The sequence below is a fragment of the Acinetobacter lwoffii genome (assembly GCF_019048525.1).
Taxonomy (GTDB): domain Bacteria; phylum Pseudomonadota; class Gammaproteobacteria; order Pseudomonadales; family Moraxellaceae; genus Acinetobacter; species Acinetobacter lwoffii_K.
On sequence record NZ_CP077369.1, the window covers coordinates 1,012,265 to 1,034,108 of the forward strand.

Genomic DNA, 21,844 nt, shown 5'->3' on the forward strand with positions numbered 1-21,844 from the left:
ACTGTAAGTTGTGGTTTATTTTGATTGAATTTGTATAAATAATCTACGACGAAAGCATGATTGCCGGATTTGAAATAAGCAGGCCATACTGCCATTATGCATAAAAAACAATCAACAACGCAGCATTAACCTCTCGTGATGAGATAGAACAAAATCAAGGAAGTGACCTATGCAAGAGATCTATCCAGTACCCGATAAATTTAAAAAAACAGCACGTACGCTCGAAGACCAGTACTTTGAACGTTATAAATATTCTATAGAACAGCCAGATAAATTTTGGGCAGAACAGGCGCAACGTCTGGACTGGATCAAGCCCTTCACCCAAGTCAAAAATACCAGCCTTAACAAAGACGATTTTAAAATCGAATGGTTTGCCGATGGTCAGCTCAATGTCAGTGCCAACTGTCTGGATCGGCACCTGAAAGAACATCCGTATAAACCGGCCATCATCTGGGAAGGGGATCATCCTTCGCGGCACAAGATTATTTCCTTTGCTGAGCTGCATGATGAAACCTGCCGTTTTGCCAATGTGCTGAAGAAAAATGGCATCCAGAAAGGCGACCGGGTCATGCTGTATATGCCGATGGTTTCTGAAGCTGCGATTGCTATGTTGGCCTGTGCCCGGATCGGGGCGGTACATTGCGTGGTATTTGGTGGTTTCTCGCCAGATTCTTTGGCCAGCCGGATTGAAGACTGTCAGGCGAAAATGGTGATTACTGCGGATTCCGGCATGCGCGGCGGTAAGGCCATTCCACTGAAAGCCAATGTCGATGAAGCACTGAAACTGGCGGGTACAGACTCGATTCAAAATGTAATGGTGGTACACCGCACCGGTAACCCAATTGAAATGCAGGAAGGACGTGATCTGTGGTATCACACGGAAATTATGTCAGTGAATGACATCTGTCCACCCGAACCGATGAATGCCGAAGATCCGCTGTTTATCCTGTATACCTCAGGTTCCACCGGCAAGCCCAAGGGCGTGATGCATACCACTGGCGGTTATCTGACCTATGTGAATTGCACCTTCCGTGAAGCATTTGATATCAAGCAGGATGATGTATTCTGGTGTACCGCAGATGTGGGCTGGATCACCGGGCATTCCTATGTACTGTATGGGCCACTTTCGAATGGTACCACCACCGTGATGTTTGAAGGTGTGCCGCAATATCCAAGCTGGGCGCGTACTGGACATATTGTTGATAAGCATAACGTGACCATTCTCTATACTGCACCGACCGCGATCCGCGCCATGATGCGTGAGGGCGATGCTTTTGTACGGGAAAGTGACCGTAGCAGCCTGAGAATTTTAGGATCGGTCGGTGAGCCAATTAATCCGGAAGCCTGGAACTGGTACTACACCGTGGTCGGTGAAAGCCGCTGTCCCGTCATCGATACCTGGTGGCAAACCGAAACTGGTGGTTTTATGATTACGCCATTGCCGGGTGCGACTGATTTAAAACCAGGTTCTGCGACACGGCCTTTCTTCGGGGTACAACCGGCTATTGTCGATGCCGATGGCAAGGAACTGGAGGGTGAAGCTGAGGGAAATCTGGTGATTAAGGATTCCTGGCCGGGTCAGATGCGTACCATTTGGGGAGACCCGGAGCGTTTTATTGAAGCTTATTTCTCTACCTATCCCGGTACTTATTTTACCGGAGATGGGGCGCGTCGCGATAAAGATGGTTATTACTGGATTACCGGTCGTGTCGATGATGTCCTGAATGTATCCGGACACCGTTTAGGTACTGCAGAAATTGAAAGTGCACTGGTGGCGCATGAATCGGTGGCTGAGGCCGCTGTAGTGGGTATGCCGCATGACATTAAAGGTCAGGGCATTTGTGCCTTTGTGACTTTGCAGGCTGATGTTGCCAGTTCAGATCAATTACGTGGAGAACTGGTCAGCTGGGTACGCAAGATTCTTGGTCCAGTGGCTACACCAGACGCCTTGCACTGGGCACCGGCCTTGCCAAAAACCCGCTCCGGCAAAATCATGCGGCGGATCCTGCGAAAAATTGCAGCCGATGAGCTGGATAGTCTCGGAGATACTTCAACCCTGGCTGAACCGCAGGTGGTGGATCATTTGATCGCAGAGGTACAGCGTAATAAAGTTTAAATTCAAGCGGTTCCAATACCGGCATTCTGCCGGTATTTTTATATCAGTCATAAGCTCTGCATGCTTTCGGATACAGGTCAGTACCCTGATCTGCTAAGCTGTTTCCATGCTGAACATGAGTTAAAATAATGAATGCACAATCCCCATATTTAAATCAGTCTCCTGTCGATATTGCCCAGAAACTTGCTGAAATTTTTGCTTTGACTGCAGCAGAGCGGGATCGGCAAGGTGGGAATCCTAAAGCCGAACGTGACCTGATTCGCCAGAGTGGCTTGCTGGGCCTGTCCATTCCAAAACAGTATGGCGGTCAGGAGACAGATTGGCAGACCATTTTTAAAACTATTCAAATTGTAGCCCAAGTCGACAGTTCATTGGCGCATGTCTATGGCTTTCATCATTTGCTGATTGCGACCGTGCAATTATTTTCCCAATCGGAACAATATGGCCCGTGGTTTGAACAGACTGCCCAAAATAATCTATTCTGGGGTAATACTCTAAATCCGCTGGACCATCGCACCACAGTTACAAAAGTTTCAGAAAACGAATATATTTTCCATGGTGATAAAAGCTTCTGCTCAGGTTCGATTGATTCGGATATGTTGCTGTGTTCAGGTTATGACGAAGCAGGAAAATTACTGATAGGAGTGATTCCTACCTGGCGAGAGGGCGTGAGCTTTCTGGGCGACTGGAACAATATGGGCCAACGCCAGACCGACAGTGGTACCAGCCATTTTGAGCAGGTCAAAATTCATGAAGATGAATTGCTGTTAAATCCCGGTCCACTGAGTACGCCATATTCCAGTCTACGGCCTTTGATTGCCCAGCTGATTTTTGTGCATCTGTTTTTGGGCGTGGCAGAAGGGGCATTTGACGTCGCCAAGCAGACCGTACAAACCCAAAAAGCCTGGTCCAAATCACTGGCAGACGATGCAGTGAATGATCCTTTTATCCAGAAGCATTTTGCCGAGTTTTATGTACAACTGGAAAGTGTACGCTTACTGGCAGATAAAGCGGTTCAGACTTTACAGGCAGCCTGGGAGCTTGGGAATGATTTAACAGCTGAGCAGCGCGGTGAAGTCTCAGTTGCCATTGCCACAGCCAAAATTGCCGCAACCAATACCTCTCTCTATATTACCCAGAATATTTTCCAGGTGATGGGTGCGCGGGCCACCACGGCCAAGCTCAATCTTGACCGTTTCTGGCGCAATGTCCGCACCCAGACCTTGCATGACCCGATCGATTATAAATATCAGGAAGTGGGGGAATGGGTGCTGACTGGAAAAGTGCCTGATCCGAGTTTTTATTCCTGATCTAAAAATAAAACAGCCTCTTTATCGGAGGCTGTTTTATTCGGGATGAAAAAGTTTGGTTTTAAATTTGCTTAAAAGCTTCAATCGCTCTTACACGAGAGGCTTTTAAATCCACAATCGGTTTTGGATAATCCAGTGCAAGATCCGGATTTTTAGCATAGGGTTCATGAATAGATTTAGCATTCAGATGTGTCAGTTCTGGCACCCATTGACGGATGTAATCCCCATTCGGGTCAAACTTCTGTGACTGGCTGACCGGGTTAAAAATCCGGAAATAAGGTACGGCATCCATGCCGGTCGAGGCACACCATTGCCAACCGCCATTGTTCGCTGCCAAATCGCCATCAATCAGATGCTGCATGAACCAGCTTTCTCCCAGACGCCAGTCAATCAGCAGGTTTTTACATAGAAACATCGCAGTAATCATGCGCACCCGGTTATGCATCCAGCCAGTGGCCCGCATTTGCCGCATGCCGGCATCGACAATTGGAATCCCGGTTTGTCCTTGTTGCCAGGCAGCCAAATTATCCGGTGCATTGCGCCACTGGATGTTATCGGTATTTTCCTTAAAAGGCCGATGCCTAGATACACGGGGAAAATCAAACAGGGTATGCAGATAAAACTCGCGCCAGAGCAGTTCATCCAGCCAGGTCTGCTGACCGATATCATCAATCTGGAAATAACTGTCCTTAAACAGGGTCTGCATACATTGACGGATCGAGAGAATACCGATATTCAGATACGGTGACAGGCGGCTGGTACCATCGACTGCAGGTAGATCTCGCTCGGTTTTATAATGAGCCATTTTATCCTCGATAAAATCATCGAGCAGCTCAAAGGCAGCTTGATCTTCCACAGGCCAGAGCTGGGCAGTATGATCGACAGAATAATCAGCCGCAAATTTTACCAGATCAAAACTGGTCAACTGAGCGGGTAATTCAAGCGGATCTTGAAGCTGAATGGCAGGATAGCAGCCCGGTATATTCTGAATCAGTCGTTCATAGCACTTTTTCTTGAATGCGCTATAGATCTGATAGGGCTGATTGGACTGATTGCGGATACTGGTCAGTGGAAACAGGCTGCGATCATGATACAGCTCGACCCGGATCTGCTGCTGTTCCAGCACCTGCTGTACCTGTGCATCACGTTGCAGTTCATTCACGCCCACTTCAATATTGGCATGTAGCATATCAATCTGCAGTTTTTGGCACAGGCTTCGCATTTCAGCAGGCAGGTCTTGCCATAAGGGAACATTTAAAATGATTAATGGAATATTCAGCTGCGCTAACTGCTGCTTTAAGACGTCGAGGCGGCGCAGATAAAAATCGATTTTAATCCGGGCATCCTGATGCCGCTTCCATTGTTCAGGAGAGAGCACCACCAGTGCTATACAGCTGCCTTGCTGGGTGGCATGCCAGAGCGCAGCATGATCATGAATGCGGAGGTCTTGACGAAACCAGATCAGTTGCATTGTTAAAATTCTTGGAAAGTCGTTAGTGCAGAATTTTAAGGAATTGACGGTCTTAAGCCTAGCCAGACAACAATTTTATCACATAAAAAAATCCCCCAAGCCGAGCCTTGAGGGGGGAGTGAATCTGCTGAGATTTATTGGAAGGATTATACGGGCTCAGCTTCTTCTTGCTGTACAGGCGTTGCCTGTTGTGCTTCAAGCTCACGGACCAAAGGCAGCACCTTCTGGCCAAAATATTCGACTTCTTCAATAAAGTGCAAAAAGCCTGACAGAATCAGATCTACGCCCACTTTTTTTAGTTCGATAATCCGTTCAGCAATCTGCTGCGGTGTCCCGATCAGATTGGTGCGGAACCCGTCATTGTATTGCACCAGATCTTTAAAGGTGGATTTGGCCCAGCTGCCTTCACCTTCCTGACTTGCTGCGCCGGCTTCACGGGTGGCCTCACCAAAAGATTTTACCGCCTGCACATTGGCCTTGCTGATAATTTCCTGCAAGACGGCCTGGGCTTCTTCTTCGCTATCGCGTGCAATCACAAAGGCATTTACACCAATTTTCACCGAGTGATGATTTGCCTTGGCTTTTTCACGAATATCATCGATCTGTTTTTTCAGCTCTTCCGGGGTATTGCCATTGGTGAAGTACCAGTCAGATACGCGAGAAGCCATATCACGTGCTGCCCGGGAACTGCCGCCCTGAAAGATTTCAATATGCGGTTTTTGTAGCGGTTTCGGACTCAGGGTATAGTCTTTGAATTGATAATATTTACCTTCAAAATTAAAGTTATTCTGGCTCCAGACCCCTTTCAGGCTACGGATAAACTCTTCCGAACGGGCATAACGCTCGTCATGTTCCGGCCATTCTTCACCAATGGCATCAAACTCACCGCGGAACCAGCCACTGACCACATTGATCGCGATCCGGCCATTGCTCAGATGGTCAATCGTCGCCAGTTGTTTTGCAGCCAGTGCCGGCTTCCATGGACCCGGCAGAATCGCGGCAATGACTTTCAGGCGTTCAGTTTTGGCCAGAATGCCATGACTGAAGCTGACCGATTCATGCTGGTTTTCTGCGTTATAGCCGGCAGTAAAACGGATCTGGGTCAGGGCATAATCAAAGCCTGCCTGTTCAGCGGTTTGTGCCAGACGCACGTTATAGTCATAGCTCCAGTCGGTGCGCTGCTCGATGTTACTAACCACCAGGCCACCACTGACATTCGGCACCCAATAGGCAAATACGATATTTTTATCATTCGACATATTCATCACCCTCTGCAATGCTGTGTTCAAGCCACTTGAGTCTTTGGTGCTTTCTTGCTGTGCAAGCGCGATTCTGCGGCATCCAGGCTCGGCACGGCTGCTGAAGGCAGCACTTCTTCCGGTTCGATCTGCTTGTTAATGCCCAGATTTTGACTGGCTTGAATGGTTTTTTCTTTAATGACTTCAGCACGTTGTCCTTTGGCTGGTGCCCATTCAAGAATCGGCAAGGCACGTGCCACGGCTAAGGTAATCCGGTCGCGAAGCAGTTCACTGTGAATGGTATATTCAGGGGTGAAATCACGGTCAGTAGCATAGACGCCAATCGGTAAAGTCTGTGCCTGGAAAAAGCTGAATAAGGGACGTAGTTGATGTTCCAGAACCAGTGCATGACGGTCACTGCCACCAGAAGCCGCCATTAATACCGGAACATCGACCAGCGCCGTTTGCTCAACAAAGTCAAAGAAATGCTTGAACAGGCCGGTAAATGAAGCGCGGTAAACTGGGGTGCCGACAATCAGCGCATCTGCGGCTTCTACTGCTGCCAGATCATCCTGAACGCGTTGCGGCAATTGATTGCGGTAAATTGCACCGCCCAAGAGCGAACCAATTTCGCTAAATTTAATGAAATGCACATTGATTGGTGTTGCTTCACCCAGCTCATCCAGAATGGCCTGAACCAAGGCTTCGGTTTTTGAGGGGTGATTTAAACCGCCAGATACGGCAACAATATTTAAGGGTTTTTGCGCATTAAAATTAGACATATTTAGAACCTGAAAATAGGGTTAATCTCGGAATGACCCTATTAATCCCGATTCAGCGAAGGGCTGTAAAATAACGAAAAGCTGAAAAGTTATCTGATTTTGCGATATACGACAAAGGCTCGATTCTTAAGGGGGTTTTTATATGTAAGTAAATGATATTTATATTTATATTGAATAAAGATAAGCTTTTTCAGTGAGGAATAAGTGATATATAAAAAAGTGATGAGAATTAAACAATTATTGCAATAGTGCAAAAATGGGCAATTTTGAAGAAAAACTGCATATTATTTTAAAAATTGTAGTGTCTTGCATATCCTTAACCGGGTTGTGTGGTTAGAATAGGGGCTACCGTGCCAAGATCTCTCTCACGTTGCCTATGAATATTTTAATCGTTGATGATCATCCACTATTTCGTCATGCCTTGATTCAAGCTGTACGTTATAGCCTGCCACAAGCCCAGATTCATGAAACTGCGGCAGTCAATGAATTTTATGAACGTCTAGAAAATGGCCCTGAGCCTGATCTTGTGCTCTTGGATTTAAACCTGCCGGGCGCTTCCGGCTTTTCTGCCCTGGTGCATGTCCGCGCACAGTATCCGTCTTTACCGATTATTGTTGTGTCTGCGCATGAAGAAGTCAGTATCATCCAGCGTGCGATCGCGCATGGTGCAATGGGCTATATTCCTAAATCTGCCCACCCAAGCCATATCGGTGAAGCGATTCGTGAAGTGCTGGAAGGTGAAATCTGGTTACCACCAAATCTGCCAGCCAATATGAATTTTGATCCGCGTGCTGCCGATGAAACGGCTTTGGCAGAACGGATCCAGTCTTTGACGCCGCAACAGTTCCGGGTATTGATGATGGTGGCTGAAGGTTTATTAAACAAGCAGATCGCTTATGAGCTGGATGTGTCAGAAGCGACGATTAAAGCGCATGTGACGGCAATCTTCCGTAAACTCGGAGTACAAAACCGGACACAAGCGGTATTGGCCATTAATGCACTGAATATTGAAGACCGCAAAATGTAAGTTCTGCATAGCCGAATTGAAAAAGACCTCCTTGGAGGTCTTTTTTTATGGGTGAAATCTGAAAAATTGAGTGCAAAGGCCTGAGTCAGCTAGGCGATATAATCCTGCTTGCGGGTGAAATCATCACAAAACAATGGATTTAAGGCACATTGTAATTCGTCAATCTGCTCTTCAGTGACATAACCTTTCGATTTCAGATATTCCGCCACGCGATCATCACGCAGACTCAGGAAAGTCGCATCATAAACACCGAGATCGACAAATAGGGCTGCAGTTTCCAGACTGTTAAAACGATCCAGATAAACTTCATTGTCATACATCAGGAAGACATGTTCGTCGCGCGTATTCGGGTCGACATGTAAACGCTGCGCCAGCTCATGTGGGCAGGTTTTGATAAATAACAGATCAGACAGCTCATCGAACTGGCTGGTGTCCAGGCAATCTTCTTCATTTTTGACCTTACCCAGCCAGGCCTTAAAGACCAGTACTGCGCCACCACGCAGCAACATGCTCCAGATCTGATGACGGGTTTTTGCCGGAAGATCCTCTGTTTCAGCTTCTAAAGACTGAATCAGCTTGTCTTCCTGTTCAGCAATCTTTTCAAAGAGGCCCAGACCTTGCGGCTTGTAGGCATAAGGTTCGAAGACATCAAAATGTAATTCATCAAAGACTTGCAGTGCCAGGGGGACTGCACTCTGATACAGCGTTTCCAGTGCCTGATACTGGGCATCATTCAGCTTGCTGTATTTAAAGATCTGTGCCCAGTCAATGCTTGGCAATAAGGCGTTGGCGCCATATTGACGGTGAAACTGCTGGGTCTGATTCAGGCCCTGGTTTTGATCTATGTTCATGTGAAGAACTCCGATATGCAGAAATAGATCAGCGACCAAAAAATTAAGGCTGCATGAGATGGGAACTGATCGTTTCTTATTCCTCTATTTTTAGAGCCAAGTGCAAGGGATAAAAAATACGACTAAAGTTATAGTAGTGGAAAATTACTCTTTAATTTTTATTAAAAACAATAAGATAATTAATTGTAACTAAGTGTACACATGTACATTAATACATTCGTCAGTTTTTGCCATAGTGAATTAAAAAATGAGCATTTTGGTCAATTTATTCAGCTGTATTTTCGGCATATTTGCTGCTTTTAGCACATTAGAATAAATTTTATGCAACCTAGGTAAGTTTATGTGGCAGTTGAGTATAAAAAATGCCCACTTCAGGGTCTGAAATGGGCATTGATCAGATCGTTATCTATTTAGGAGTCGGAAATCTTCAGTCCAGATAACCATGAACGTAATGATGCCGGTTTCAGTGGTTTTTTTAGCAGAACAATGTTCAGCTCTTTCAGACGTTGCGGCAATTCCGGATCGGAATCGGCGGTAATCAGGGCGACCGGAATATCCTTCGAACGATGTTCCAGAATGAAATCCAGACCGATCTTGTCCTGATTCAGATGTTGATCCACCAGCCAGACCTGAATATTTTCCTGCTGAATCAGCATGGCTGCTTGCTCAGGTTCAGTGGCTTTAAACACCTGATAACCCCATTTGGTCAATAAGGTCGACATGCCTTCCAGAATGGTTTCATCATTATCCAGACATAGAATCTTAAAGGCTTTGCTCTTTAAAGGTACGGCCTGAACCGGTGCTGCGACCACTTTCGGTGCTTCGATCACAGGCACTTCAATCATAAAGCAGGAACCTTTACCCAGCGCAGAAGACACATGCACCGGATAGTCCAGCATGCTGGTCATACGTTGTACGATCGCCAGACCCAAACCTAGACCCTGTTCACCCCAAGGAGAGGTATGGCCGCAACGTTCAAACTCCTGAAACAGCTTGATGCGCTGTTCTTCGGCAATGCCGGGTCCGGTATCCCAGACGCCAATGCGGATATGATTTGGTCTGCTACTCGAACGTAATACACCCACCACCACTTTACCTTTGGCGGTATAACGCAGCGCATTGCTGACAAAGTTCTGGATAATTCGACGAATCCATTGCGGATCGGTATCAATCCAGAATTGCGCATCATGTACACTGAACTTGATGCCACGCTGTGCAGCGATGGATTTGAACTGGAGTTCCAGATCGCTGAGCAGGTCATGCAGCGGATAAGCCTGACGTTTCGGCTGAATGGTGCCGCCTTCCAGTCGGGCAATGTCCAGCAGGGCAGACAGCATGCTTTCTGCACCATGCAGAGCACGATCCAGTTGCTGCAAGGTCTTGCGGTCTTCGTCATTTTGCACGCTTTGTTCGAGTGCGGTACTGAACAGACGCGCAGCATGCATCGGCTGCAACAGGTCATGACTGGCCGCTGCAATGAAGCGGCTTTTCGACATATTGGCTTTATCGGCCTGTTCACGGGCCAGTTGCTGCTCAGACAAGGCATCGGCGAGCTGCTGGGTACGGTCTTGCACCCGGGCTTCAAGCACGGCTTCATTTTCACGGAAGGCGGTAATGTCTGCGAAGGTCGTTACGAAACCGCCACCTTCGATCGGATTGCCGCGCATCTGAATGACACGGCCATCTTTACGAATCCGTTCAAATTCATGGGCACTGCCGACCTGCATCCAGTGAATCCGCTTACGGACATGTTCTTCGACCGAGCCCGGGCCACATTCACCACGTTCAGCGTTATAACGGATCAGGTCTGCGATCGGACAGCCGACATAGACAATATCGGTCGGATAATCGAACAGTTTCAGATACTGATTGTTCCAGGCCACCAGACACATGTTTTCATCGACTACGCTGACCCCTTGGGTCATGTGATCAATCATGGTCATGATCAGGTTCTGATTAAAGCGTTGCCATTGCGAGGCCTGATCGAGAATATTGGCGACCTGACCCAATGCCAAACCATTATTAACCATAGCTGTGGTCAACAGGGTACGTGCCGAAGCTGCCCCAATAGTTCCCGCCAGATACTGTTCGGTGAAACGCCACCACATGCCATTGGCACTGCTGTTTTCATTCAGCTCAACACTATTTTGGGTACAGAATTGCTGGAAAGCGCGTGTGGTTGGGCCTTCACCAGTAATCCGTTTCGCCAGAGTAATCAGATCGCCGACTTTTAAACGGGCGACATCCTGATGCGAATAGCTGACCTCGGTTGAAGGGCTCTGCGAGGGTAGTGGCTTGGTTTCATAATAGAAGAAACTTTCGGCTTGAATCTGTTCGGCAATACTCGGCCGGAAAATACGGGAAATCCAGATATACAGCAGGGTGTTTAAGCCCAGTGCCCAAACTACTCCATGGGTCAGCGGATCAAAAGACTCAAAACCGATCAGGGCTTCCGGTCTTAACCAGTTCCAGCCAAAAGGCCCTTGATTCAGCAAGCTTTGGCTAAAGCTGCTATAGGCTTCTGGCAGGCTTCGCAAAATGGTTGGAAACAGCAGGGTATAAGCCCACAAGGCAAAACCGGTCAGGAGTCCAGCATAGACACCCTGTTTACTACCGCCACGCCAGTACAGGCCACCGATCAGGGCAGGGGCGAATTGTGCCACCGCACTAAATGCCAACAGACCAAAAACCGAGAGCTGGTCAATATCATTAAAGAAGTTGAAGAACAGGAAGCCCATCAACATCACGCCCAGGATACACACCCGGCGGGTAAATTTCAGCACTAGCGGCAAGCGTTTATCATGCCGGGAAATCAGTTTTAAACGCCACAGCGCCGGCATGATCAGGTCATTGCTGAGCATGATCGACAGTGCCACTGAAGACACCAGCAGCATCCCGGTAGAGGCAGAAAAACCACCCAAGAAGGCTAATAAAGTGAGCCAGTCCTGATTATAGCTGAGTGGCAAGGACAGGACCGCCACATCCGGAATGGCCAGATATTGCGGTGCAGCATGTAGCGCCCAGCTGGCAATCGGAATAATCGCCAGGGTAGTCAGAATCAAATAAACTGCAAACCAACGCCGCGCACCACGAATATGTTTTTCATCACGTAGCTCAACCACAGCTACATGGAACTGACGCGGCAGGCAGATAATGGCCAGTGCCGCCAGCAGGGTCTGAATCCAGAAACTTTGTGGTACGCCAAACAGTTGCACATCATGAAAAGTGGTACTGATATCGCTACTGATTTGTGCCAGATTTTCTGGTGCTTCAAACATAAAGAAACAGGCAACTGCCAGCAGGGCGAAGAGTTTGACAAAAGACTCAAATGCCACGGCCAGCATCAGGCCGCCATGCTGTTCAGTATTGGCAATCTGCCGGGTACCAAACATCATCGCCAGTATTGCCAGAACCCCAGTCAGAAACAGTACGCCATTGGTCGTGCCGGTTACACCTGCGGAAGGTTCCAGAATGACGGCGGCACTCAGGGCAATCGCGCGTAACTGCAAGGCCAGATAAGGCACAATCGCCACCACCGCCAGAATGGTTACCAGTGATGCCAGTGGACCACTTTTACCATAGCGTGCTGCGACAAAGTCAGCGATCGAAGAAATGGCATGATGTTGTCTCACTCGTCCCAGACGGCGCCAGATATCATAGCCGACGGCAACGAAGAGCAGCGGACCCAGATAGATCGGCAGGAAAATAATCCCTTCACGTACCGCGGCACCCGTGGCGCCATAAAAGGTCCAGGAGGAGCAGTACACTCCTAAAGTTAAACTAAACAATAGCATGCGCCCACGGGTACTCAGCCGGCTGGCATGTTTTTCCCCGTAGAAAGCGCAGATAAAGAGTAATGCGATATAGAGGGCGAGTACCCCTATGATGAGCCAACTGTTCATATAGCCTGATGTGTACTGAGCATGCCGCTATGATAACGCATCGTGAACGCTACAGTTTAAATTGATCATTTTTTAACGACCAAAGTCTAAATTACAAACACCTACGATTATTGTTAATTTGCAACAGTGATAATTCGAATTAAAAAATAGGCAGCCCAAGGTTGGGCTACAGGAGAGTAATTATGGATGAGGTACAAGTAGATCGAATTCTACAAAATCCAAAATTCAAGGAAATGGTCCGCAAGAAAAGTACGCTCAGCTGGACGTTGACCGGCATTATGCTATTTGTCTATGTGGGTTTCATGTTGCTGGTTGGTTACAACAAAGAATTTCTACTGTCTTCAATTTCAGGTGGTGTGACCACGTGGGGTATTCCACTTGGTCTAGGTATCATTGTCCTGTCGTTTATCTTGTGTGGTGTGTATTCCTACATTGCCAATAACAAACTTGATCAATTGACTGAAGAAGCAATCCGTGAAGTCGAAGCGATTGCGCATGAAAAAGGACACCACTAAGATGAAATGGAATTCTCTTATTGCCCTGGCGACCACGATAGTGGCTTCAGGCGTTGCATTCGCTGGTCCCGATCTGGGTGCAGCAGAACAGCAGGCGACCAACTGGCACGCGATTATCATGTTTGTGATTTTCGTAGGTGCTACGCTGTTTATTACCAAATGGGCAGCAAAACAAACCACCAATACCAAAGACTTCTATACTGCCGGTGGCGGTATTTCCGGTTTCCAGAATGGCCTGGCGATTGCCGGTGACTATATGTCAGCTGCATCGTTCCTGGGTATTTCCGCGATGGTATTCCTGTCCGGTTTTGATGGCTTGCTGTATTCACTGGGTTTCATGGTGGGCTGGCCGATTGTATTGTTCCTGGTGGCAGAACGTCTGCGTAACCTGGGTAAATACAACCTGTCAGACGTAGTGTCTTTCCGCTTGCAGGAAAAACCGGTACGTACCTTGGCTGCTTTAAGTTCACTGGTTGTGGTCGCGTTCTATCTGATTGCACAGATGGTGGGTGCAGGTCAGCTGATCAAACTTCTATTCGGTCTGAACTATAACATTGCAGTCGTGATCGTTGGCTTGTTGATGATGGCCTACGTGATGTTCGGCGGTATGTTGGCAACCACTTGGGTACAGATCATCAAGGCGGTGATGTTGCTGTCTGGTGCAACCTTTATGGCATTCATGGTTATGAAAGGTGTGGGCTTCAGCTTTACCAACATGTTTGAACAGGCGATTGGTGTCTACTCAAAAGTACATGACTTGAGCCTGACAGATGCGACCAAAATCATGGGTCCGGGTAGTCTGGCATCTAATCCGATTGATGCGATTTCTTTAGGTCTGGCATTGATGTTTGGTACCGCAGGTCTGCCACATATCCTGATGCGTTTCTTCACGGTAAAAGATGCCAAAGAAGCGCGTAAATCAGTCGTAGTTGCTACAGGTTTTATTGGTTATTTCTACCTATTAACCTTCATCATTGGTTTTGGTGCGATTCTATATGTATCGAACAACCCGCAATTCCTTGATGTTGCGAAAATGGCTGTGACTGGCAAGCTGGAGCTGGTAGGTGGTAATAACATGGCGGCGGTGCACCTGTCTGATGCAGTGGGCGGCGACCTGTTCATGGGCTTCATTTCTGCAGTTGCATTTGCCACGATTCTTGCGGTCGTTGCTGGTTTGACCCTGTCAGGTGCTTCAGCAATTTCGCATGACTTGTATGCCAACGTTTTGAAGAAAGGCCAAACCACGCCTGAATCTGAACTACGTATGTCTAAAATCGCGACTTTAGGTCTTGCGATCTTCGCAATGATTCTCGGGATTTTGTTCGAAAAACAAAACGTAGCCTTCATGGTCGGTCTGGCATTCTCTGTTGCGGCATGTGCCAACTTCCCGGTACTGGTATTGTCTATGTTCTGGAAAGGCTTGACGACACGTGGTGCCGTGATTGGTGGTGTTGCAGGTCTGGTAACCGCAGTAACCTTGATTGTGCTGTCTAAAGCAGTATGGGTCGATACTTTGGGTATTTCTGATACGCCAGTGAACCCGTTCAATGGTCCTGCAATCTTCGCGATGCCATTGTCATTCTTGTGCTGCTGGTTGTTCTCTGTGACGGATAATTCGGCACAGGCTCAGGCAGAACGCAAAGCCTTTGATGCCCAGTTTGTACGTTCACAAACCGGTATTGGTATCTCAGGCGCATCGGATCACTAAGATCTGCGCTACGCTAAAAAAGCCCCGTCAGGGGCTTTTTTATGGAGATATCATCAAGTTTTTTCTTTAGGATAAATGCCGTATTGCATTGAGCTGGCTGGATTTGTGCAGTGTTATTTCAGTAATTTTCATACAAATCGTATATCTGCAAGTGGCTTTGAGCATGCTATGTTAAAAGCTGTTAACAATAACAATGTATTCCCTACATGAAGATAGTAACAAGAATAGCAACAAGAAGGGCATTATGAAGCAATCTCTGCAGCAGTTCTGGAACAGCTTTACCCATTTGCCTTCGGCATGGCTGTTGTGCCTGCAATTGCTGATCTTGCTCTTGTCGGTATTGAGTTATGGAAGCATGTCTTATCGGGCGGGAACCTGGGTACTGGGTGTTCTGGTTTTGCTGGTGATTGCCAGAGTCATTCGCCAGACTCCGATGTTTACCATTTTAGGACTCAGCTTTGTCGCCGGCGCAATTCTCTTTTCCTCCCTGATTGTGCTGGGACTGCGTTATACCTGGATCCATGTCACCGCCCACCTGTTTGAAGCTGGTGCTTATTTTAGTGCAGCCTATGGCCTACTGCGTTATATGTTTCATGACCGTTATCTGACCAAGGATGAACTCTTTGCCGCTGGCGCAGTATTTACCTTGCTGGCCTGGGGCTTTGCCTTCCTCTACAGTATCTGTCAGCTGCTGGTGCCGTACAGCTTTTCAGACCCCGATCTGCAAGCCTATCAACCCTGGCTGGATCTGATTTTTCTTAGTTTCAGTGTGCAATCTGCAACAGGACTGTCTGATATCATGCCGGTCAGTCCGGTCGCACGGATGCTAGCCATTATCCAGATGTTTGTCGGGGTGATGTATCTGGCGCTGATTGTATCCCGCTTAATTGCCTTGCAATATATCGCACGTCTACCGCATAAAAAGAACGTGAAAAATAGAGAAAACCCGCCTGGGCAATGAGACTCATCCTTTTATTGTATTTGTTACAGTAACTTAACGGCTTTATTTTGTGTCACATCCTAAAATAGCAGGAGATCTAGCTCCCATAGACTGAATCTGTCTGATCATTTTGACCTTACCAATAATTATTTGACGCTGTTTGTCGATCCAATTTTTAAAAAATGGAGGATGTATGCCTTCCACAAAACCATCCTGTTTTGCCAATATCAATCCAAATGTTTTTATCAGTACTGTCGCCATTATTGCGATATTTTTAGCGTTGGTCGTATTTGCACCCGATGCTTTTTCAGTTTTTACCCAGCAACTGAACCAGTGGATTACCACGTCCTTTAGCTGGTTCTATGTATTGTCGGTGGCGATATTTATCATCCTTCTGGCTTATATTGCCCTGTCGGATATGGGCAAAATCAAACTGGGGCCCGAGCATAGTCAACCGAAATATAGCAGTGCCTCCTGGTTTGCGATGTTATTCACCGCAGGCATGGGGATTGGCCTGATGTTCTTTGGTGTGGCCGAACCGGTGATGCATTATGTTACGCCACCTGCCGGTGAACCGGAAACTGTACTGGCTGCACAACAATCTATGCGGGTCACCTTTTTCCACTGGGGCTTACATGCCTGGGCCATTTATACGCTGGTTGGCCTATCGCTAGCTTATTTTGCTTACCGGCATCAATTGCCTTTAAAAATTCGTTCGGCCTTGTATCCGCTGATTGGTCAAAAGATCTATGGACCGATTGGAGATGGCGTCGATACCTTTGCCACCATTGGTACGGTATTTGGTGTCGCTACTACGCTTGGTTTCGGGGTGACCCAAATCAATTCAGGTTTGAACTATTTGTTTGGCATTGAACAGGCACCCAGTACTCAGGTCATTTTGATTATTGTGGTCAGTGCCATGGCGGCGACTTCCGTATTTTTTGGATTAGACAAAGGAATTAAACGTTTATCTGAACTAAATTTGGTACTTGCACTGCTGTTGCTGATTTTTGTCTTTGTGGCAGGTCCGAGTATTTATCTGTTACAGACGACTATTCAGAATGCCGGCCAGTATGTTTCAAATCTGTTTAGCATGACCTTTAATCTGTATGCCTATCAGCCAAGTGGCTGGATTGGCGGCTGGACCATCATGTACTGGGCCTGGTGGATTTCCTGGTCGCCATTTGTCGGGATGTTCATTGCCCGGGTCTCGGAAGGGCGCAGTATTCGTGAATTTATCGTGGGTGTATTGCTGATTCCGACCGGATTTACCCTGATCTGGATGGGTTTTATGGGCAATGCCGCGCTGTATAGCATTATGCATGAAGCCAATACCAGCTTGCTAGAAGCAGTTCAGCGTGATTCATCTGTGGCTCTATTCGAATTTTTAGCTAATCTGCCTTTTAGCTCAGTAACCAGTATCATTGCGACTTTACTAGTGATGCTGTTCTTTGTGACTTCTGCCGATTCAGGGGCATTGGTGACTGATTATCTGACAGCAAAAAGTGAAAATTCACCGACCTGGCAGCGTCTATTCTGGACCGTGCTCATGGCTTTGTTAGCCATCATCCTCTTGCTGGCGGGTGGCTTAGAAGCCTTGCAATCGGCCACGATCATGAGCGCCTTGCCATTTACCTTCATTATGCTGCTGATGTGCTGGGGATTAATCAAAGCCTTACATCTGGATGTTACCAAAATGCATGCGCTGCAAGCCGCACGGATTACCCCGCGTGCGATCCAGAATCCGCGCAGCTGGCAACAGCGATTAGGCCTGATTATGCATTATCCGCACACTCAGGAAGAGGTGCAGCAGTATATTCACAATACAGTGAATAAGGCATTTCTCAGCTTTCAAAGTGAATTGAAACGGCGCCGATTACAAGTGGTGATTAGCCCGCTAGAAGACGGTATACAGCTCCGTGTTGATCATCAGGATGAAATTAATTTTATCTATCAGGTCAATGCCACTCAGACTTTAAGTCCAAGCTTTATGGCTGAACTGGAGAATGCGGGAGTAGATTCCTATCAGGCAGAAGTCTTTTTAAGAGAAGGTGGGCAGGGTTATGATGTGATGGAGTGGACGCAAGAAGATCTATTGCAGGATATCATTGATCAATATGAACGTCATTTGCACTTCTTAAGTCTGGTACGTACGCCTGAGTAAACAGAGTCATAAAACAATAAAAAAGGACGCAATATGCGTCCTTTTTTGATTCAGAATCTAATCAGAAATTAGAAACGGAATTTGGCATTTACGCCGATCGTTTGAGTATCACGAACTTGAGCAGTTTGCGCAAGATTTGCTTCGTAGTTAGCATTTACATAAGATGCGCCAACTGCAACAGCAGGAGTAATGAAGTAGTTTACGTTCGCGCCCCAAGCTTTGTCTGGAGAACCAGCAAAGCTAGATTCCATATAAGAAGCACCAACGCTTAACTGTGGGTTAAGGAAAAGAGTTGTACCTAAGTTGTAGGCAGTATCTTCACCATAAACTAAACCGCTTTCAAAACCAATTGACATGTTAGTACCGTCGATTGCACCAACGTATTTAGTACGTGCAGTGATCGCATCTGTCTTATCAGCAATTGTTGCAGATTCAAGAGCAGCTTTAGCAACACCGTTGTTAAACATGTTGAAAGCATCATAAGAAGTTTGGTCAGCAACGCTGGTATAACCCACAGCAACCAAGAAGTTAGGGATTAGTAATGCACCTAGTTCTAATGCATAACGGTCACCATTGCCGTCTACGTCGCCCGCTTTGTTATCCGCGATGGTATGGCTATAAGAAGCGCTTGCATAAGCAGGAACAACGTTAGTCGGGATATACGCTTCACCTTTTACACCGAAAGTATGGTGCACAGTGCGATCACCAAATTCTTGTCCGTCTTCGCCGTATGTATAAGCAGCAGAAACATTAGATGCTTGGTTTAAAAAAGCAGCTTCAGCTAAAGGACCTTTAGAAGCATCAACATTGTTGAAGTAGTAAGTACCTTGAACTGCACCAGTGAAGTCTTGTTCATTTGCAGTGTTGTCGATGAACTCTGATTGACCTTGAACTTCAAATTGATATGCTTGAGCACCGGTCATGGCTAATAATAAAGCAGTGGCTAAACCGAGTTTTTTCATGATATTTACCGTTTTGTTACAAGATGTGTACAACTTTTGAACATATTGTATTGTAACAATTTATTAAGTCAATCCAATTCGAAATCGCTATTTTTTTAAGCTAAATCATTGTATTAATTTTGTGTAAAATTTAAGTATTAGGCTCCGAAGCTATTTTATATAAAAACTCTTGTATAACAAAAATCTAGACTTTAAATATAGAATCGGGACTAAAGATTAAGGAGAAATTATGTTGTTATTTTAATCAATTAATACGATTAATTATAATATATTTATCTATTAAAACAATTAATAATGGGTGAGTTAATTCATAAATGTGTCAAGAAGTGCAAAATGTCTGGCGCATCAGGTCTTTGATTGGATTGCTTGATTTTAAAGCATCATCAGCTTGGATCTTAGAATAGGTGTCTGTTTTTTGAGCTAAATGGGCATGTTTTATAATCTTGACTGGAGCAATCGGCTTTACATTTTGAGGGGAATTTTACATAATATGAAAATCAAGTTAGAGTTCACACTTTTATAGTGATTTAGCCTGATTCTCCACAATTTTTTGTTTTATCGCCCAGCTTTCCCCAAGGTTGGGCTTTTTTTTATCTAGCATTTTTTATTTCAGATCATTCTGTTTGTGAAAAAACCTTCAACTCAAAACAAGATGAAGAAAAGAAATATTATAATAATTTAAGCACCAAAATAGTGCATATTAAAGAGTAAAAACATAGGTCTAAAATTCAATAACTAAAAAAAACCCCGATTTTCATAGAAAATCGGGGTTTTTTCGCCAAAATTTGCGGGTAAACTAAAATATCTGCTGAGGAATAATTTAACTCGCCCTAATGCGGTGCATTATGCACCTATTTGTTGCAGGTGTAAATAGTGCAGAAAGCAAGTTTTTATATTTTTTTAGCTGCTTAAATTCCCTTGTTTTTGTAAGAGTTTATAGGGAATTGTAGTCATGAAACCCTGCATTAACATTTTAAATAAACCAACTTAAGTATCTGAAAAATAATAGATGATAAAAATTCATTAAAAACATAAGTGAAGTAAGACTAAAGGCTTTAAGACCATCCTGTTTTATTTGTATAATAATCAATCTATTTAGCTTTGCTTGTCATATTGGGGCGTAATACAACAGCATGAATACCTTACGCTCTGAGTGGATCAGTAAACGTTTGTACTGGTCGATGTCGATTATTATTTTATGTTTACTTTGCATCTGTATTCCCTTAATTGTGAGTAGCAGTCAAAGTTATTTAAAATCCAGACAAACTTATCAACAATTGAATGCCTTACAGCAGGTCGCTGATCTGGCGAATAAAATTTCGCGTGAGCGTGCGCCTGCCAATAAAGCCATGTCCAGTTCGGTGCAGGAATTTTCCCAGCATCAGCAAGAGTTAATCAGCTATCGACAGCAGGTTGATCGGCAGCTCTCCCAGACGGCTGATGTCTTGACAGAGGTCGGTTTTAACAACCTGAATCAGCAACTTTCACAGCTTGAAATCAGCCTGAAAAAAGGACGTGCACAGGTTGATGCCTATACCCGGATGCCGCGTCAGCAACGCAGTGCGCAAGAACTTGATCAGGCAATTCTGGCCATGTTTGCGGCCTGGGAAAGTTGTCGTGAACTTTTGCGTGACGTGGCAGTGGCTTCAGATAGCTCATCCACCTCTCTGAATAACTATATTAGCCAGATTCTATTTTTATCTGATTTACGTGATCAGGCCGGTCGTGTGGCCTCGTCTATCATGGCGCATGTGACTTTTGAAGCGCCACTTCCCACTGAAAATATTACCCGCTCTTTACAGACCCAACATCAGGTACGTTATTTGTGGGCCTTAATTGATACCATTCAACCTGTTCAAGACAAGACTGAGGAATTCATCCGTTTACATCGACGGGTAGAAACTGAGTTTATTCAGCAAGGCTTACCGATTGTCAGTGAGCTGATCAGTGACAGTCTTGAGCAACGTGACTACCGTTTGAGCGGAACAGAACTGACTGAAGCGATCGTAGATAAATTTGCGACTGTGGTAGACCTGCAAACTTACCTGCTGCAATACAGCAGAGATGCAGCTATTCAAGAAATGAACAGCAATATGCAGCGTTTGATCTGGAGTGTACTGGTATCGCTAATTTCATTACTGACCGCGATTTCAACCATGATTTTTGCACGTAAACAGGTATTCCTGCCGCTGATTCAGGCACGCCGCATGTTGTTGAGTTTGTCTAAAAACTCGGGTCGTCAGAAAATTGATATGCGGCTACGTGAAGTGAATCATTCAGATTCTTTATTTGCGGCCATTCAGAAATTGCAAAAAATGTTGCAAGAACGTGATGCGCTAGAATTTCGTTTAAAGAATATTGCCCATTCCGATTCTTTGACCGGATTATCCAACCGTTTCGCGCTGGAAGAATATATCCGTTTTATGGAAAATCAGCCGGGTCAATTGAGCCAAACCTGTTTGATGATTATTGATATTGATCACTTTAAACAGGTGAATGATCAATATGGACATATTATTGGCGATCAGGTGATTCAACTGGTGGCCGAGCGTTTGCAAGCTAATGTCCGTGCTACAGATTTGCTGGTGCGTTATGGCGGCGATGAATTTCTGGTATTGATTGAAAATATCCAGATGCAGCAGGCACTGATTGTGGCTGATAAAATCCGGGCTGAAGTGGCTGAGCGTCATATTGTGACTGCAGCAGGAGACGAGATTCAGATTTCGGTCAGTATCGGAGTCGCGATTGGTGCCATGTCCTGGATGGCTTTATTGTCAAATGCAGATGATGCTTTGTTTGCAGCAAAGGCCAAGGGACGCAATGCGGTGGCAGAGGTTTAGTTCAAAAGACTGCTTTCT

The 21,844-nt window shown here is 45.9% G+C and carries 14 protein-coding genes; 8 read left to right on the top strand and 6 right to left on the bottom strand.

The annotated features are described in order from the left end of the window. Positions 1-169 precede the first annotated feature (169 nt). Together acs and I6L24_RS04725 are read left to right on the top strand one after the other, a co-directional pair. Entirely contained in the window at positions 170-2,116 is a 1,947-nt protein-coding gene (acs, locus tag I6L24_RS04720) for an acetate--CoA ligase (protein WP_086044227.1), read from the top strand. A gap of 128 nt (positions 2,117-2,244) precedes the next feature. Beyond that, positions 2,245-3,426 carry an acyl-CoA dehydrogenase family protein gene (locus I6L24_RS04725; RefSeq protein WP_086044226.1) on the top strand — a complete coding sequence of 394 codons (1,182 nt, stop codon included), beginning with the start codon at positions 2,245-2,247 and terminating at the stop codon, positions 3,424-3,426. A gap of 61 nt (positions 3,427-3,487) precedes the next feature. On the opposite strand, the gene phrB is transcribed toward I6L24_RS04725, so the two are convergent. The 3 genes from phrB to msuE form a co-directional block, all read right to left on the bottom strand. Next, the gene (gene phrB, locus I6L24_RS04730) at positions 3,488-4,897 is read right to left on the bottom strand and encodes a deoxyribodipyrimidine photo-lyase (protein WP_086044225.1); all 1,410 of its coding nucleotides are present in this window, start codon (positions 4,895-4,897) and stop codon (positions 3,488-3,490) included. A 146-nt stretch (positions 4,898-5,043) separates the two neighbouring features. Next, complete coding sequence (gene sfnG / locus I6L24_RS04735; RefSeq protein ID WP_086044224.1) at positions 5,044-6,156, bottom strand: dimethylsulfone monooxygenase SfnG; 1,113 nt, start codon at positions 6,154-6,156, stop codon at positions 5,044-5,046. A gap of 26 nt (positions 6,157-6,182) precedes the next feature. Beyond that, on the bottom strand, positions 6,183-6,917 hold the full coding sequence (msuE, locus tag I6L24_RS04740) for an FMN reductase (RefSeq protein ID WP_086044223.1): 735 nt from the start codon (positions 6,915-6,917) through the stop codon (positions 6,183-6,185). A gap of 376 nt (positions 6,918-7,293) precedes the next feature. Between msuE and I6L24_RS04745 the strand changes: the two genes are divergently transcribed. Then, positions 7,294-7,944, top strand: coding sequence for a response regulator (locus I6L24_RS04745; RefSeq protein ID WP_004281370.1), 651 nt, complete (start codon positions 7,294-7,296; stop codon positions 7,942-7,944). 89 nt (positions 7,945-8,033) lie between these two features. On the opposite strand, the gene I6L24_RS04750 is transcribed toward I6L24_RS04745, so the two are convergent. Together I6L24_RS04750 and I6L24_RS04755 are read right to left on the bottom strand one after the other, a co-directional pair. Next, complete coding sequence (locus tag I6L24_RS04750) at positions 8,034-8,795, bottom strand: hypothetical protein (protein WP_004281371.1); 762 nt, start codon at positions 8,793-8,795, stop codon at positions 8,034-8,036. Positions 8,796-9,205: 410 nt separating this feature from the next. Next, positions 9,206-12,697 carry a hybrid sensor histidine kinase/response regulator gene (locus tag I6L24_RS04755; protein ID WP_086044222.1) on the bottom strand — a complete coding sequence of 1,164 codons (3,492 nt, stop codon included), beginning with the start codon at positions 12,695-12,697 and terminating at the stop codon, positions 9,206-9,208. Positions 12,698-12,879: 182 nt separating this feature from the next. Between I6L24_RS04755 and I6L24_RS04760 the strand changes: the two genes are divergently transcribed. The 4 genes from I6L24_RS04760 (at position 12,880) to I6L24_RS04775 (ending at position 18,024) form a co-directional block, all read left to right on the top strand. Further along, entirely contained in the window at positions 12,880-13,212 is a 333-nt protein-coding gene (locus tag I6L24_RS04760) for a DUF485 domain-containing protein (RefSeq protein WP_086044221.1), read from the top strand. 1 nt (position 13,213) lies between these two features. Then, complete coding sequence (locus I6L24_RS04765) at positions 13,214-14,920, top strand: cation acetate symporter (protein WP_004729195.1); 1,707 nt, start codon at positions 13,214-13,216, stop codon at positions 14,918-14,920. A gap of 244 nt (positions 14,921-15,164) precedes the next feature. After that, on the top strand, positions 15,165-15,881 hold the full coding sequence (locus I6L24_RS04770) for an ion channel (protein ID WP_005105364.1): 717 nt from the start codon (positions 15,165-15,167) through the stop codon (positions 15,879-15,881). A 172-nt stretch (positions 15,882-16,053) separates the two neighbouring features. After that, the gene (locus I6L24_RS04775) at positions 16,054-18,024 is read left to right on the top strand and encodes a BCCT family transporter (protein WP_005267637.1); all 1,971 of its coding nucleotides are present in this window, start codon (positions 16,054-16,056) and stop codon (positions 18,022-18,024) included. Between the two features lie 68 nt (positions 18,025-18,092). Here the strand turns inward: I6L24_RS04775 and omp33-36 are convergent, their stop codons facing one another. After that, the gene (gene omp33-36 / locus I6L24_RS04780) at positions 18,093-18,986 is read right to left on the bottom strand and encodes a porin Omp33-36 (RefSeq protein ID WP_005105368.1); all 894 of its coding nucleotides are present in this window, start codon (positions 18,984-18,986) and stop codon (positions 18,093-18,095) included. Positions 18,987-20,119: 1,133 nt separating this feature from the next. On the opposite strand from omp33-36, the gene I6L24_RS04785 reads away from it, so the two are divergent. Beyond that, positions 20,120-21,826 carry a GGDEF domain-containing protein gene (locus I6L24_RS04785; protein ID WP_005105369.1) on the top strand — a complete coding sequence of 569 codons (1,707 nt, stop codon included), beginning with the start codon at positions 20,120-20,122 and terminating at the stop codon, positions 21,824-21,826. The last annotated feature ends 18 nt before the right edge of the window (positions 21,827-21,844 follow it).

Excerpts from the sequence above, each read along its gene's own strand:
- I6L24_RS04750 (WP_004281371.1), bottom strand. The coding sequence starts at position 8,795 with ATGAACATAGATCAAAACCAGGGCCTGAATCAGACCCAGCAGTTTCAC.
- I6L24_RS04755 (WP_086044222.1), bottom strand. The coding sequence starts at position 12,697 with ATGAACAGTTGGCTCATCATAGGGGTACTCGCCCTCTATATCGCATTA.
- I6L24_RS04745 (WP_004281370.1), top strand. The coding sequence starts at position 7,294 with ATGAATATTTTAATCGTTGATGATCATCCACTATTTCGTCATGCCTTG.
- I6L24_RS04760 (WP_086044221.1), top strand. The coding sequence starts at position 12,880 with ATGGATGAGGTACAAGTAGATCGAATTCTACAAAATCCAAAATTCAAG.
- sfnG (WP_086044224.1), bottom strand. The coding sequence starts at position 6,156 with ATGTCGAATGATAAAAATATCGTATTTGCCTATTGGGTGCCGAATGTC.
- phrB (WP_086044225.1), bottom strand. The coding sequence starts at position 4,897 with ATGCAACTGATCTGGTTTCGTCAAGACCTCCGCATTCATGATCATGCT.
- I6L24_RS04765 (WP_004729195.1), top strand. The coding sequence starts at position 13,214 with ATGAAATGGAATTCTCTTATTGCCCTGGCGACCACGATAGTGGCTTCA.
- msuE (WP_086044223.1), bottom strand. The coding sequence starts at position 6,917 with ATGTCTAATTTTAATGCGCAAAAACCCTTAAATATTGTTGCCGTATCT.
- I6L24_RS04785 (WP_005105369.1), top strand. The coding sequence starts at position 20,120 with ATGAATACCTTACGCTCTGAGTGGATCAGTAAACGTTTGTACTGGTCG.
- I6L24_RS04725 (WP_086044226.1), top strand. The coding sequence starts at position 2,245 with ATGAATGCACAATCCCCATATTTAAATCAGTCTCCTGTCGATATTGCC.
- I6L24_RS04775 (WP_005267637.1), top strand. The coding sequence starts at position 16,054 with ATGCCTTCCACAAAACCATCCTGTTTTGCCAATATCAATCCAAATGTT.
- I6L24_RS04770 (WP_005105364.1), top strand. The coding sequence starts at position 15,165 with ATGAAGCAATCTCTGCAGCAGTTCTGGAACAGCTTTACCCATTTGCCT.
- omp33-36 (WP_005105368.1), bottom strand. The coding sequence starts at position 18,986 with ATGAAAAAACTCGGTTTAGCCACTGCTTTATTATTAGCCATGACCGGT.
- acs (WP_086044227.1), top strand. The coding sequence starts at position 170 with ATGCAAGAGATCTATCCAGTACCCGATAAATTTAAAAAAACAGCACGT.